Raw genomic sequence first — 14,252 nt, 5'->3', positions numbered from 1 at the left:
CTGAAAGGTCCGCTCCGATGAAACGCCGCAACCTGATCCAAGCCGGCTCCGCCGCCCTCGGCCTGTCCATTGCCGGGGTGCCCCTGCACAGCTTGGCGCAAGCGAAGAAAGGGGTAGTCAACGTGCTGGTCCAGCCCGAACCGCCCGGGCTCATGATGGGCATCGTGCAGAACGGCCCCACCCAGCTGATCGCCGGCAACATCTACGAAGGCCTGCTGCGCTACAACGAGAAGCTCGAGCCGCAGCCGCAGCTCGCCACCTCCTGGACCGTGAGCGCGGACAGCAAGACCTACGTCTTCAAGCTCAAGCCCAACGTCAAGTGGCACGACGGCAAGCCCTTCACCGCCGACGACGTGGTGTTCTCCTGCGACGTGTTCCTGCGCAAGACGCACGCGCGCTTCCGCGCCAGCCTGGCGCAGGTGGAATCGATCAAGGCGCTCGATCCGCTCACCGTGGAGTTCAAGCTCAAGCAACCGTTCGGCCCCTTCATGGGCATCTTCGAGAACGGCACCATGCCCATGGTGCCCAAGCACATCTACGAAGGCACCGACTTCGCGACCAACCCCGCCAACGCCACGCCCATCGGCACGGGCCCGCTCAAGTTCAAGGAATGGGTCAAGGGCTCCTACATCAACCTCGTGGCCAACGAGAACTACCACCAGCCGGGCGTCGTGAGCGTGGAGAGCGTGTATTTCCACGTGATCCCCGACGCCGCCGCGCGCGCCGCCGCGTTCGAGTCGGGCAAGGTCGACATCGCACCGGGCGGCACGGTGGAGTACTTCGACGTGTCCCGCCTGTCCAAGCTGCCGGGCGCGGCGGTGACCACCAAGGGCTGGGAATTCTTCGCGCCGCACAGCTGGCTGTGGATGAACAACCGCACGGCCCCCATGAACAACGTGAAGTTCCGCCAGGCCGTGTGGACCGCCATCGACCGCGAGGCCATGGCCAAGGTCGCCTGGTACGGCTACGCCAAGCCGGCCACGGGCCCCTTCAACAGCCACATCGCCTACGCCAGCGACGACGTGACCAAGTACCCGCGCGACATCGCCAAGGCCAAGAAGCTGGTGTCAGAATCGGGCTACAAGGGCGAGACGCTGCGCCTGCTGCCGCTGCCCTACGGCGAATCGTGGCAGCGCCAGGCCGAGATCGTGCGCCAGAACCTCACGCAGGTTGGCATCAAGGTCGAGATGGTCGCCACCGACGTGGCCGGCTGGAACCAGCGCAACAGCGAGTGGGACTACGACCTGGCCTTCACCTACGTCTACCAGTACGGCGACCCGGCGCTCGGCGTGGCGCGCAACTACACCAGCGACAACATCGCCAAGGGCTCGCCGTTCAACAACGTGGCGGGCTACGTGAACCCGAAGGTCGACGAGCTGTTCGCCGCCGGCGCGCGCGAGAGCGATCCGGCCAAGCGCCGCGCGATCTACCTGGAAGTGCAGAAGCTGCTGGTCGACGAAGTGCCCGTGGCCTGGCTGCACGAGATCAACTTCCCGACGCTGTACCGCACCAGGATCCAGAACGTGGTGTCTTCCGGCATCGGCCTGAACGACAGCCTGGGCCGCGTCAAGCTGGCCTGAGCTTCATCCCCCGCGTGCCCGAATCGAGCTTGCTATGAAACGACTGCAGTTCATGTCCGTGCGCCTGCTGCAGGGCCTGCTGGCCCTGCTGGTGATCGCCACTGTCAACTTCCTGCTGGTTCGCGCGGCACCGGGTGATCCGGTCTCCGTCATGGCCGGCGAGGCCGGCGCATCCGACGCGCAGTTCGTGGCCCAGTTGCGCGAGCAGTTCGGCCTCGACCAGCCGCTGCCCGTGCAGCTCGGCAACTACCTGGGCCACGTGCTCAAGCTCGACCTGGGCTTCTCGTATCGCCAGCAGCAGCCGGTGGTCGACCTGATCCTGCAGCGCATGCCGGCCACGCTGCTGCTGACGGGCACGGCTTTCGGGCTTTCGCTGCTGTTCGGCATCGTGCTCGGCGCGCTGGCCAGCCGCAACGCGGGCAAATGGCAGGACAGCCTCATCACCGTGGTCGCGCTGGTGTTCTACGCCACGCCGCTGTACTGGCTGGCGATGATGGCGGTGCTGCTGTTCACGGTGCAGCTCGACCTGCTGCCCGCCTTCGGCTTCTTCACCGTGGGCGCGGACCTCACGGACATCGACAAGGCGGTGGACATCGCCAAACACCTGATCCTGCCTTCGCTCACGCTGGCGCTGTTCTACATGGCGGTCTATGCGCGCATGACGCGCGCCTCCATGCTCGAGGTCGCGCAGATGGACTTCGTGAAGACCGCGCGCGCCAAGGGCGTGTCGCCCGGGCGCATCCAGCGCAAGCACATCCTGCGCAACGCGCTGCTGCCGGTGGTCACGCTGGCCGGCATCCAGGCCGGCGGCATGATCGGCGGCGCCGTGCTGACAGAGACGGTGTTCGCCTGGCCCGGCATCGGCCGGCTCATGTTCGACGCCCTGCTGCAGCGCGACTACAACCTGCTGCTCGGCTGCTTCCTGTTCACCGCGGCCATGGCCGTGCTGTTCAACCTCATCACCGATTTCGTCTACACGCTCGTCGATCCCCGCATCGAGCTGAGCTGAGGAGCCGTTCATGAAAAGCAAATTCTGGCGGCGCTTCAGCCGCAACAAGGGCGCGGTCTTCGGCCTGATCGTGCTGATGCTGGTGGCGCTGGTCACGGCACTGGGCCCCTTCATCGCGCAGAACAACCCCTGGGACATGGTCGGCACGCCCTTCGCGGCACCCATGGCGGAACAGGGCCTGCTGCTGGGCACCGACACCATGGGCCGCGACATCCTGTCGGGCATCGTCACCGGCGCGCGCGTGTCGCTGCTGATCGGCGTGGTCTCCACCGTGGTCTCGCTGCTGATCGGCGTGTCCATCGGTGCCGTCTCGGGTTACTTCGGCGGCTGGATCGACGCCACGCTGATGCGCTTCACCGAGCTGTTCCAGGCCATTCCCAGCTTCGCGCTGGCCATCGTGCTGGTGGCCATCTTCCAGCCCTCGGTGCAGTCCATCGTCACGGCCATCGCGATCGTGTCGTGGCCGCCCGTGGCGCGGCTGGTGCGCAGCGAATTCCTGACGCTGCGCCAGCGCGACTTCGTGGCGGCAGCCCAGCTGGCTGGCCAGTCCACGCCGCGCATCATCCTCACGCAGATCCTGCCCAACGCCGCCTCGCCCATCGTGGTGATGGCCTCGCTGATGGTGGCCACGGCCATCCTGCTGGAGTCCAGCCTGAGCTTCCTGGGCCTGGGCGACCCGAACCAGATGAGCTGGGGCTACATGGTCGGCTCGGCGCGCACCGTGCTGCGGCAGGCGTGGTGGATGGCGGTGTTCCCGGGCGTGGCCATCCTGCTCACGGTGCTCGCGCTGAACCTGGTGGGCGAAGGCCTGAACGACGGGCTCAACGCGCGCGCCGACGGGAGGGGCAGATGAAAATGGAAAAGATCGCTTCGCTCGTTCCACCCGTGCTGGACATCCGGGGCCTGGACATCCGCCTGCCCCAGGGCGCGGACCGCGACCTGGCGGTCCGGGGCGCGTCGCTGCAACTGCTGCCGGGCCAGACGCTGTGCGTGGTCGGCGAATCGGGCTCGGGCAAGTCCATGATCGCCAACGCCATCATGGGCCTGCTGCCGCGCCCGCACGTGGAACCGGTGGCAGGCCGCATCCTGTTCGACGGACAGGACCTGCTGAAGCTCGACGAGGCGCAGCTTCGCACGCTGCGCGGCCGGCGCATCGGCATGGTGTTCCAGGAACCCATGACGGCGCTGAACCCGGTCATGCGCATCGGCGAGCAGATCGCCGAAGTGTTCGACGCCCATGTGAACCTGTCGGCCGCGCAGAAGCGCCAGCGCATCCTCGCGGCACTGGCCGACGTCGGCCTGCCCGAGCCCGAAGTGCTGATCGACAGCTACCCGTTTCGCCTCTCCGGAGGGCAGCGCCAGCGCGTGATGATCGCCTGCGCGCTCGCGCTGGAGCCGGCCCTGCTGATCTGCGACGAGCCCACGACCGCGCTGGACGTGACCACGCAGGCGCAGATCCTGAAGCTCATCCGCGAGCTGCAGCAGCGCAAGGGCACGGCGGTGCTGTTCATCACGCACGATTTCGGCGTGGTCTCCGAGATCGCCGACCAGGTGGTGGTGATGCAGACCGGCGATGTGGTCGAGGCCGGCCCAGCCGCCGCCGTGCTGGCGCGGCCCCAGCATGCCTACACGCGCAAGCTCATCGCGGCCATACCGGACGGGCGGGTGCGCGCGCCGGCCGACGAGCGCCCCATCGAGCACGTGCTGCAGGTGCAGGAACTGCGCAAGACCTACGTGACCGGCGGCGGCCTGTTCAGCAAGGGCCGGCGCGTGGAAGCGGCCAAGGGCCTGTCGTTCGACCTGCGCCGCGGCGAGACGCTGGGGCTGGTCGGCGAATCGGGTTCGGGCAAGTCCACCGTGGGCCGCTGCATCGTGGGCCTGTCGCCGTTCGACAGCGGCCGCGTGCTGTTCAAGGGCCGTGCGCTGCAGTCGGGCGCGCAGTTCCGGGCGCAGTCGCAGGGCAAGATCCAGATGGTGTTCCAGGACCCCTATGCCTCGCTGAACCCGCGCCACCGCATCGGCCCGGCCATCGCGGCCGGCCCCATCGCGCAGGGCGTGCCCAAGGCGCAGGCCATGGCCCGCGCGATGGAGCTGCTGGAGCTGGTGGGCCTGAAGCCCGACGCGGCGGAGCGCTTTCCGCACGAGTTCTCCGGCGGCCAGCGCCAGCGCATCGGCATCGCGCGCGCTCTGGCCATGGAGCCGCAGCTGCTGGTGGCGGACGAGCCGGTTTCCGCGCTCGACGTGTCGGTGCAGGCACAGGTGCTCAAGCTGTTCGCGGAGGTGCGCGAACGCTTCCAGCTGGCCATGGTGTTCATCACGCACGACCTGCGCGTGGCCGGCGAAATGTGCGACCACATCGCCGTGATGCAGCGCGGCCAGATCGTCGAATACGGCGAAACCGCCAAGGTGCTGGCGAACCCGCAGCACGACTACACCCGCACGCTGATCGAGGCGCAGCCGAGGCTGTCGGCGGCGGCCGCGCAACAGGCGGTGGCCGCATGACGCTCAACATCGCACTGGTCTCCGACCAGATCGCCATGGACTACCTGCAACCCGCCTTCAGGGAACGCTTTCCGCACGCGCGGCTGCACCGCATCGACACCGAGGTCCAGGAGCTGGACGCGCTCGGCGAGATCGACACCGTGGTCTGCTGGTCGCCGCCGCCGGGGCTGCTCGCGCGCATGCCACGCCTGCGCCTGGTGCAGTCCGTGGGCGCGGGCACCGACCACATCACGCGCGACCCCGCGCTTCCCGACGTGCCGGTCCGCCGTATCGTCGACCCCGACATGGCCGACGGCATGAACGCGTACGTGGCATGGGCCGTGGTGCACGGCCAGCGCCACATGGGCGCCTATCTCGACAGCCAGCGCCGCGCGGCCTGGGAGGAAGCGCCCATCGAGCCCCCGGGCCGGCACAGCGTGGGCATCGCGGGCCTGGGCGTGCTGGGCCAGTCGGTCGCGCGCGCGCTGCTTGCCATCGGCTACCGCGTGCGCGGCTGGAGCCGCAGCCCCAAGGACGAACTGCCCGCGGGCATCAAGGCCTTCCACGGCGACGCGGCGCGCGGCGAGTTCCTGTCCGGCTGCGACACCCTGGTCTGCCTGCTGCCGCTGACCGACGACACGCGCGGCATCCTGGATGCCGCGTTGTTCGCCCAACTGCCGCGCGGCGCGCGGCTCGTCAACGCCGGCCGCGGCGCCCACCTCGTGCAGGAAGACCTGCTCGCGGCGCTGCAAAGCGGCCAGCTCGCCAGCGCCGTGCTGGACGCCTTCGTCGAGGAACCGCTGCCGGCCGGCCACCCCTTCTGGAGCCATCCGCGCATCGTCGTCACGCCGCACATCGCGACGCGCACGCGGCCCGAGGCCATTGCGCGGCAGACCCACGACAACCTGGCGCTCCTGTAGCCACTTTTTCCAGCGCCCTACATACAAAGAGGAACCCCATGGCAGAACCCCTCGGCACCGGCGACAAGGACGTCGCCACCCACCTGCATTCGTACACCAACCTGGCCGCGCTGCCGCAGACGCCGCCGCTGGTCATCGTGAAAGGCGACGGCATCCACGTCGTCGACGAGCGCGGCACGCGCTACCTGGAAGCCATGTCGGGCCTGTGGTGCGCCTCGCTGGGCTTCTCCAACAAGCGCCTGGCCGCAGCCGGTGCCCGTGCACTCGACACCCTGCCCTACTACCACACCTTCAACCAGCGCACCAACGTCGCGGTGGCCGACCTGGCAGAGCGGCTGCTGGCGCTGGCGCCCGCGCCCATGGCGCGCGTGTTCTTCGCAAACTCGGGTTCCGAGGCCAACGACAGCGCGGTGAAAATGGTCTGGTACTACCACAACGCCATCGGCCAGCCGCAGCGCAAGAAGATCATCGCGCGGCGCAACGCGTACCACGGCGTGACCGTGGCGGCCGCCAGCATGGGCGGGCTCGACGGCAACCACCGCGACTTCGACCTGCCGATCGCGACGGCGCCCGCGCGCTTCCTGCACGTGGACTGCCCGCACCACTACCGCTACGCCGAACCCCGCGAGACCGAGCAGGACTTCTCCAGCCGCCTCGCGCAACAGCTGGAGCAGACCATCCTGGCCGAAGGCCCGCACACCGTGGCCGCCTTCATCGCCGAGCCGGTGATGGGCGCGGGCGGCGTGCTGGTGCCGCCGGCCGGCTACTTCGAGAAAGTGCAGGCCGTGCTGCGCAAGTACGGCGTGCTGATGATCGCCGACGAGGTGATCTGCGGATTCGGCCGCACGGGCAACATGTTCGGCTCGACCACCTTCGGCATCCAGCCCGACATCCTGAGCTGCGCCAAGGCGCTGTCCTCGGGCTACGTGCCGATCTCGGCGGTCATGGTCAACGACAAGGTGCACAGCGCCATCGCCGCCAACAGCGGCAAGCTCGGCAGCTTCGGCCACGGCTACACCTACTCGGGCCACCCCGTCGCCTGCGCGGTGGCGCTGGAGACGCTCAAGGTCTACGAGGACGAGCGCATCCTCGAGCACGTGCGCGAGATCGCACCCGCCTTCCAGGCCGGGCTGCGCGCCTTCGCCGGGCGCCCCTGGGTGGGCAACGTGCGCGGCGTGGGCCTGATCGGCGCCATCGAACTCATGGCAGACAAGGCCGCGCGCACGCCGTTCGCCGCCGAGCGCAAGGCCGGCTACCGCTTCGCGGCGCTGGCGCTGGAAGAAGGGCTGATCGTGCGCGCCATGGGCGACAGCATCGGCCTGTGTCCGCCGCTGATCATCACGCGGGCCGAGCTCGACGACCTGTTCGCGCGGCTGGCCCGCGCCATGGACCGCTTCGACCAGGAAACGAAGGCCTGACGAGCATGCAGGCCTTCTTCAGCGACGACCAGCTGCTGCACGACCCGCAGCAGTTCATGCGGCTGGGCCGCATCTGCAAGCCCACCGACCTGCCCACGCGCGCCGAGGCGCTGATGAGCACGCTGGCCGCGCGCGGCATCGCGGTCGGTGCGCCGCCGGAGGCCGGCCGCGCCGCGCTGGAGCTCGTGCACAGCATCGACTACCTGGACTTCCTGGAGAGCGCCTACGCGCGCTGGCAGAAGCTCGGCGGCCCGGGCCTGGAGCCGGGCATCGAGGTGCTGCCCAACCTGTCGCCGCACGGCGTGCGGTCCGGGCCCTGCCCCTCGCCGTCGGTGGTGGCGCAGGCCGGCTGGTACATCGGCGACCTGGCCTGTCCCATAGGGCCGCACACCTGGCGCTCGGTGCTGCGGTCGGCCCACGCGGCGCAGGCCGCGGCCGAGACGGTGCTCGACGGCGGCGGCATCGCCTACGCGCTGTGCAGGCCATCGGGCCACCACGCACAGCATGCGCGCGCGGGAGGCTTCTGCTACGTGAACAACAGCGCCATCGCGGCCGCCACGCTGCGCCGCCGCCATGCGCGCGTGGCGGTGCTCGACATCGACGCCCACCACGGCGACGGCACGCAGCAGATCTTCTACAGGCGCGGCGACGTGCTGACCGTCTCCACGCACGCCGACCCGTCCGGCTACTACCCCTGGTACACGGGCTACGCGCACGAGCGCGGCACCGGCGAAGGAGAAGGCTGCAACCTGAACCTGCCGCTGGCGCACGGCAGCGGCAACGCCGAGTTCGCCGAGGCCCTGGACACGGCCGTCGCCGCCATCGAGCGCTTCCAGCCGCAGGCGCTGGTGCTGCCGCTGGGCTTCGACACCTACAAGGACGACCCGATCAGCGTGCTCAAGTTCGACATGGAAGCCTTCCGCCTCGCGGGCGAGCGCGTGCGCGCGCTGGGCCTGCCCACGGTGGTGGTGCAGGAAGGCGGCTACATGGTCGAGGCCATCGGCGCCGCGCTCGATGCGTTCCTGGAGGGCTTGCAGGCATGAACTTGCCTATCGACGGCCACCGCTGCGGCGGCGCCCCATGAGCAGCGCGGTGCAAGCCTCGGCCCCCATGGCACGACGCGACAGCGCGGGCTCGGGCATCGCGTTGTTCCTCTGCGCACTGGTGCTGTTCGCGGCGTACGACGCCTTCGCCAAGCAGATGGTGGCAAGCCATGCGCCGGCGGTCGTCAACCTGGGCCGCTACACCGCCATAGGCGCCATCGCCTTGGTGCTGCTGCTGCGCCACGGCGACCTGCGCCTGTGGCGCCAGCCGCACCAGAAGCTGCTGGCCGCGCGCAGCGTGGCGCTGGCCGTCGTGGCGACCTGCTTCATGACGGCACTCGTCACCATGCCGCTGGCCGAGGCCACGGCCATCTATTTCACGGCCCCGCTGATCATGGTCGCGCTGTCGCCCTGGCTGCTCGGCGAGCGCGTGGGCCGCGCGCAGTGGACGGCGGTGCTGCTGGGCTTCGCGGGCATGCTGTGCATCGTGCGCCCGGGCGGCAGCCTGCCGCTGGCGGGCACGCTGCTGATGGCCGTGTCCGCCGTCTGCTATGCGCTCTTCCAGGTGCTCACGCGCCGGCTCTCGGGGCTGGTGCCGGCGCCGGTGCAGTTCGCGCACATGGCGCTGGCCTGCCTGGTCATCACGAACCTGCCCGTGCTGTTCATGCCGCACGTCACGCTGCCGCCCTGGCCGGAAATGGCCTTGCTGGTGGCCGGCGGCGCGGTCAGCGGGAGCGCCCAGCTGTTGCTGCTGGCCGCGTTCCGCCGCGTCGGCGCGGCCACGCTGGCACCGCTGAACTACGTGCAGCTGCTGCTGGCAGTGCTGATCAGCACGCTGTGGTTCCAGCGCCCGCCCGATGCGACGGCCCTGGCGGGCATGGCGCTGATCGCCGTGGCGGGCGTGTATCTGGCGCGCGCCGGCGGCGGCAGCGCCCAGGCGGCCGGCATGATACGCACAAGAGATCGAGACAAGGAATTCAGATGACCATCAGCCGCACCGAAGCCGCCACCCCTCCCGCTTTCTCGTCGATCCAGGTGCCAGACCTGGTCGGCGTGGTGGAGGCGCAGTTGCAGCAAGCCATCCTGTCGGGCCGCATCGCGCCCGGCGAGCGCATCGTCGAGGCCGAGATGGCCCGGCAGATGGGCGTGAGCCGCGCGCCCGTGCGGGAAGCCGCGCGCCGGCTGGAAAGCCTGGGCCTGCTGATATCGCGCCCGCGCCACGGCTTCGCGGTGCGCACGGTTTCGCCCAAGCAGGTCACAGACCTGTACGAGGTGCGCATCCAGCTCGAACTGCTGGGCGCCTCGCTGGCCTGCACGCACGCCACCGATGCCGAGCTGGCCCAGCTCGACGCGCGCGTGGACGACATGGTGGAACGCGCGGAGATCCTGTCATCGCCCGAACGCGTGGCGCTCGACCTGGATTTCCACTTCGCCATCAGCGCGCTGTCGGGCAACCACTATCTCCACCGCCTGTTCGACAACATGCAGACCGAGGTGCGCATGTTCCTCGCGCTCAGCGAAGACAGCTATGGCGACCTGAAGGCGCTGGCCGAGACGCACAGGCCCATCGCCAAGGCCATGGCAGCGCGCGACGTCGACGCCGCGCAGCACGCGCTGCGCTACCACCTCGAAACCGCCAAGGCGCACGTCCGCGGCCTCTTCTCCAAGGCATGAGATGAAGGCCGCGCCCCGCGTCGCCATGGTCAGCGGGGGCAACCGCGGCATCGGCCTGGCCATCGTGCGCGAACTGCTCGCGCATGGCTGGCGCGTGAGCGTGGGCACGCGCGCAGCCACCGATGCCTTCGACGGCCACGACCCGGCGCAGGTGCGCACCTACCGCTTCGACGCCGAGGACGCGCGCAGCGAGACCGACTGGGTGGCCGCGACCGTGCGCGATTTCGGCGGCATCGATGCGCTGGTGCACAACGCCGGCATCCTCAGCACCCGCTCGGTCGTCTATGCGGACGACGCGGAGGTCGACCGCCTGCTCGAGGTCAACGTCAAGTCACCGTTGCGGCTCACGCGCAAGGCCTGGACGCACCTGCTGGCGGCCGACGAAGGCAAGGTGCTGGTGATGGCCTCGCTCGCCGCCAAGCGGGTGCGCACGGCCGATGCCTCGCTCTATGCGCTGAGCAAGGCGGCGGTGCTGTCGCTGGCGCACGGCATCCGGCACTGCGGCGCCGAATCGAGCGTGCGCTGCACCGCGCTGTGCCCCGGCTTCGTCGCCACCGACATGGCAGCCGCCCTGCCGCCCGAGCAGCAGCGGCAGGCCACGCGGCCAGAGGACGTGGCCCGCATCGCGCGGACCGTGCTCGAGCTGCCGGCCTCGGCCAGCGTCGCGGAGATCCCGATCAGCTGGACCGTCGAACCCCAATACTGAAAGCCCGACATGAAAGTCATCTACAGCGACCAGCACACAGGCCACGACCCGCAGCAGTTCATCGTGCGCGGACGCATGAAGCGCAGCAACGAGCAGCCCGAGCGGGGCACGCTGCTGCTGAACGCCGCGCGCGCGCAGGGCCACGACATCGTCGCGCCCCAGGACCACGGCCCGGGCCCGCGCGCCGCCATCCACACGCCGCAGTACCTGCGCTTCCTGGAAACCGCCTGGGAACGCTGGCAGCAGCTCGAAGGCGCCTCCGAGGAAGTCATGCCCAACGTGCATCCGTTCCCGGGCCAGCCCTTCACCTACCCCGACAGCCTCGTGGGCCAGGCCGGCTACCACATGGGCGACATGGCCTGCTCCATCGGGCGCCACACCTGGCATGCCGCGACGTGGTCTGCCCACGTGGCCACGCATGCCGCGCAGCTCGTGCTCGACGGGGAACGCGCGGCCTATGCGCTGTGCCGGCCGCCCGGCCACCACGCCTATGCCGACCGCGCTAACGGCTTCACCTACCTCAACAATGCGGCAATCGCGGCCCAGCACCTGCGCGGCCGGCACGACCGAGTGGCGATCCTCGACATCGACGTGCACCACGGCAACGGCACGCAGGGCATCTTCTGGCGCCGCAAGGACGTGCTGACGATCTCGCTGCACGGCGACCCGCATTTCTGCACGCCCTTCTTCACGGGCCATGCGCACGAGACCGGCGAAGGCGAAGGCCTGGGCTACAACCTGAACCTGCCGCTGGCGCGCGGCACGCAGGACGAGGGCTTCCTCGCCGCGCTGGCGACGGCGAACGCCACCATCCGCGCCTTCGCGCCCGGCGCGCTGGTCGTGGCCCTTGGCTTGGACGCGCACGAGAACGACCCCTACCAGGCGCTGGCCGTGAGCACGCCGGGCTTCGGCCGCATCCTCGGCGAAATCGCGCGCCTGGGGCTGCCCACGGTGCTGGTGCAGGAAGGCGGCTACCTGTCGGAGGACCTGGGCCTCAACCTGGCCAGCGCGCTCGGCGGCTTCGAGAAGGCGGCGTGATGACGCAGGAACTCGACGATGCCATCCGCGCGGCCCTGCCCGAGGCCGCGGTGCTGACCGCGCCGCCCGCCCCCGTCGAAACCGGCTGGGCCGCCGACCTGCTGCAGCGCCTGTACGGCAAGCAAGGCAGGCTCAAGCCGCTCACGGGCGAACGCGACGCCAACTTCCTGCTGGAGCCGGACGACGGCGGCGCGCGCTGCATGCTCAAGCTCTCGCACCCGGACGAAGATCCGCTGGTCGCCGACTTCCAGACCCAGGCGCTGCTGCACCTGGCACGCACCGACCCCGGCCTGCCGGTGCAGCGCCTGCTGCCGGACCGCGACGGCGCGGCCTCGGTGCAGATCGAGGACGCCGAGGGCCGCACGCGCGTGGCGCGCCTGTTCAGCTACCTCGAGGGCACGCCCATGCCGCAGGCGCCGCGCTCGGCGGCGCAGCGCACCTGCGTCGCCCGCATGCTCGCGCGGCTGGACCTCGCGCTGGCCGGCTTCGAACACCCCGCCGGGGCCCGCGAACTGCCCTGGGACATCCAGCGCGCCGACCGCGTGCGCGCCCTGCTGGTACACGTGGCCGACCCTGCCCGCCGCGCACTGGCCGAGGCCGCGCTCGACGGCTTCGTGCAGCGCACCAAGCCGCGGCTGGCCCTGCTGCGCCGCCAGCCCATCCACAACGACTTCAATCTCTACAACCTGCTGGTGGAGCCTGACGAACCGGCGCGCGTGGCCGGCATCCTCGACTTCGGCGACATGGTGCATGCGCCGCTCGTGGACGACCTCGCCGTCGCGGCCTCGTACCACATCGACGAGCAGGGCGACGCGCTGGCGACGATCGCGCGCTTCGCGGCCGAATATCACGCCGTCTCGCCGCTGACCGACGGCGAAACCCACGCGCTGCTCGACCTGGTGCGCGCACGGCTGGCGATGGTGGTCGCCATCAGCGGCTGGCGCGCGGCTCGCCAGCCCGGCAACGCCGCCTATCTCATGCGCAACAACGCTGTTTCCTGGGCGCGGCTGCAGGCCTGCGCCGCGCTGACACCCAACCAGGTGCAGGAAGCCATCCGGGCCGCCTGCCAAGCCACGGAACGCACGGAACCAACGGAACCGATCCATGACTGAGAAACACACCGCCGAGCTGCTCGAGCGCCGCGCCCGCCTGCTCGGGCCGGCCTACCGGCTCTTCTACGACGAGCCTTTCCACCCCGTGCGCGGCGAAGGCGTCTGGCTCTACGACGCCGCCGGCACGCCCTGGCTGGACGCCTACAACAACGTGGTGCCGCTGGGCCATGCGCGGCCCGAGGTGGTCGAGGCCATCGCGCGCCAGGCGTCCGTGCTCAACACGCACACGCGCTATCTGCACGAAGGCATCCTCGACTACGCGGAGCGGCTGCTGGCCACGATGCCGCCCGAGCTGGGCCATGCGACCTTCACCTGCACCGGCAGCGAGGCCAACGACCTGGCCATGCGCATCGCCACGGCGCACACCGGCGGCACCGGCCTCATCGTCACGCGCTTCGCGTACCACGGCGTGACCTCGGCCATCGCCTGCGCCTCGCCCTCGCTGGGGCAGTACGTGCGCCTGGGCGATCATGTGCGGCTGGTGGATGCGCCAGAGGGAGGAGATGCAGAGACGGGCAAACGCTTCGCCGACGGCGTGCGCGCGGCCATCGCCGACCTGAAGGCGCACGGCATCGCGCCCGCCGCGCTGCTCGTGGACACGGTGTTCTCCAGCGACGGCGTGTTCACGGCGCCGGCCGGCTTCCTGCGCGAGGCGGTGGAAGCGATCCATGCGGCCGGCGGCGTGTTCATCGCCGACGAGGTGCAGCCCGGTTTCGGCCGCACGGGCGAGGCCTTCTGGGGCTTCATGCGCCACGGCGTGGTGCCCGACATGGTGAGCATGGGCAAGCCCATGGGCAACGGCCACCCGGTCGCGGGCCTGGCGGTGCGGCCGGAGGTCATGAAGGCCTTCGGCCAGGCCAGCCGCTACTTCAACACCTTCGGCGGCAACCCGGTCTCGATGGCGGCTGCCTCCGCCGTGCTCGACGTGATCCAGCAGAACGGCCTGCAGGACAACGCACTGAATGTCGGCGGCTACCTGCGCGAGCGCCTGGCCGCGCTCGGCCAGCGCCATGCGCTGGTCGGCGAGGTGCGCGGCGCGGGGCTCTTCATCGGGCTGGAACTCGTGGCCGACCGCGCGACGCGCGCGCCCGCCACGGCGCAGGCCGCCAAGGTGGTCAACGGGCTGCGGCAGCGGCAGGTGCTGCTGAGCGCGACCGGGCCGCAGGCCAACGTGCTCAAGATCAGGCCGCCGCTGGTATTCGAGCGCCAACACGCCGACCTGCTGGTCGAGCGGCTCGACGAGGTGCTGGCCACGCTGGAATAGCGCGCCG

At 70.2% G+C, this 14,252-nt stretch carries 13 protein-coding genes; all 13 read left to right on the top strand.

Annotated features, from left to right (window positions below; genetic code table 11):
* Positions 1–17 precede the first annotated feature (17 nt).
* The 13 genes from QRN67_RS00630 to QRN67_RS00570 are packed head-to-tail and all read left to right on the top strand — an operon-like array spanning position 18 to position 14,245.
* Positions 18–1,580, top strand: coding sequence for an ABC transporter substrate-binding protein (locus tag QRN67_RS00630; RefSeq protein ID WP_106933997.1), 1,563 nt, complete (start codon positions 18–20; stop codon positions 1,578–1,580).
* Positions 1,581–1,614: 34 nt separating this feature from the next.
* The gene (locus tag QRN67_RS00625; RefSeq protein WP_285409796.1) at positions 1,615–2,589 is read left to right on the top strand and encodes an ABC transporter permease; all 975 of its coding nucleotides are present in this window, start codon (positions 1,615–1,617) and stop codon (positions 2,587–2,589) included.
* Between the two features lie 10 nt (positions 2,590–2,599).
* A complete protein-coding gene (locus QRN67_RS00620; RefSeq protein ID WP_285409795.1) occupies positions 2,600–3,442 on the top strand; it encodes an ABC transporter permease in 843 nt (280 codons plus the stop codon).
* A complete protein-coding gene (locus QRN67_RS00615) occupies positions 3,439–5,091 on the top strand; it encodes an ABC transporter ATP-binding protein (protein ID WP_503010792.1) in 1,653 nt (550 codons plus the stop codon). The genes QRN67_RS00620 and QRN67_RS00615 overlap by 4 nt, the downstream gene beginning before the upstream one ends.
* A complete protein-coding gene (locus tag QRN67_RS00610; RefSeq protein ID WP_285409794.1) occupies positions 5,088–5,990 on the top strand; it encodes a 2-hydroxyacid dehydrogenase in 903 nt (300 codons plus the stop codon). The genes QRN67_RS00615 and QRN67_RS00610 overlap by 4 nt, the downstream gene beginning before the upstream one ends.
* A gap of 38 nt (positions 5,991–6,028) precedes the next feature.
* Entirely contained in the window at positions 6,029–7,408 is a 1,380-nt protein-coding gene (locus QRN67_RS00605; RefSeq protein WP_285409793.1) for an aminotransferase, read from the top strand.
* Positions 7,409–7,413: 5 nt separating this feature from the next.
* Complete coding sequence (locus QRN67_RS00600; protein ID WP_285409792.1) at positions 7,414–8,451, top strand: histone deacetylase family protein; 1,038 nt, start codon at positions 7,414–7,416, stop codon at positions 8,449–8,451.
* Positions 8,452–8,488: 37 nt separating this feature from the next.
* A complete protein-coding gene (locus QRN67_RS00595; RefSeq protein WP_285409790.1) occupies positions 8,489–9,436 on the top strand; it encodes a DMT family transporter in 948 nt (315 codons plus the stop codon).
* Positions 9,433–10,125 (top strand): GntR family transcriptional regulator, encoded by a 693-nt coding sequence (locus tag QRN67_RS00590; RefSeq protein WP_106933990.1) that lies wholly within the window; start codon positions 9,433–9,435, stop codon positions 10,123–10,125. The genes QRN67_RS00595 and QRN67_RS00590 overlap by 4 nt, the downstream gene beginning before the upstream one ends.
* Before the next feature lies 1 nt (position 10,126).
* On the top strand, positions 10,127–10,831 hold the full coding sequence (locus QRN67_RS00585; RefSeq protein ID WP_285409787.1) for an SDR family NAD(P)-dependent oxidoreductase: 705 nt from the start codon (positions 10,127–10,129) through the stop codon (positions 10,829–10,831).
* Positions 10,832–10,840: 9 nt separating this feature from the next.
* The gene (locus tag QRN67_RS00580; RefSeq protein ID WP_081267142.1) at positions 10,841–11,869 is read left to right on the top strand and encodes a histone deacetylase family protein; all 1,029 of its coding nucleotides are present in this window, start codon (positions 10,841–10,843) and stop codon (positions 11,867–11,869) included.
* Positions 11,869–12,981, top strand: a complete 1,113-nt coding sequence (locus tag QRN67_RS00575; RefSeq protein ID WP_285409786.1) for a phosphotransferase — start codon at positions 11,869–11,871, stop codon at positions 12,979–12,981. The genes QRN67_RS00580 and QRN67_RS00575 overlap by 1 nt, the downstream gene beginning before the upstream one ends.
* The gene (locus tag QRN67_RS00570; RefSeq protein ID WP_285409785.1) at positions 12,974–14,245 is read left to right on the top strand and encodes an aspartate aminotransferase family protein; all 1,272 of its coding nucleotides are present in this window, start codon (positions 12,974–12,976) and stop codon (positions 14,243–14,245) included. The genes QRN67_RS00575 and QRN67_RS00570 overlap by 8 nt, the downstream gene beginning before the upstream one ends.
* Positions 14,246–14,252: the final 7 nt, after the last annotated feature.

It is taken from the genome of Variovorax sp. efr-133-TYG-130 (assembly GCF_030208835.1).
Taxonomy (GTDB): Bacteria; Pseudomonadota; Gammaproteobacteria; order Burkholderiales; family Burkholderiaceae_C; genus Variovorax.
The sequence above is the reverse complement of the archived record's forward strand: the minus strand, read 5'-3'. Positions and strand labels throughout refer to the sequence as shown.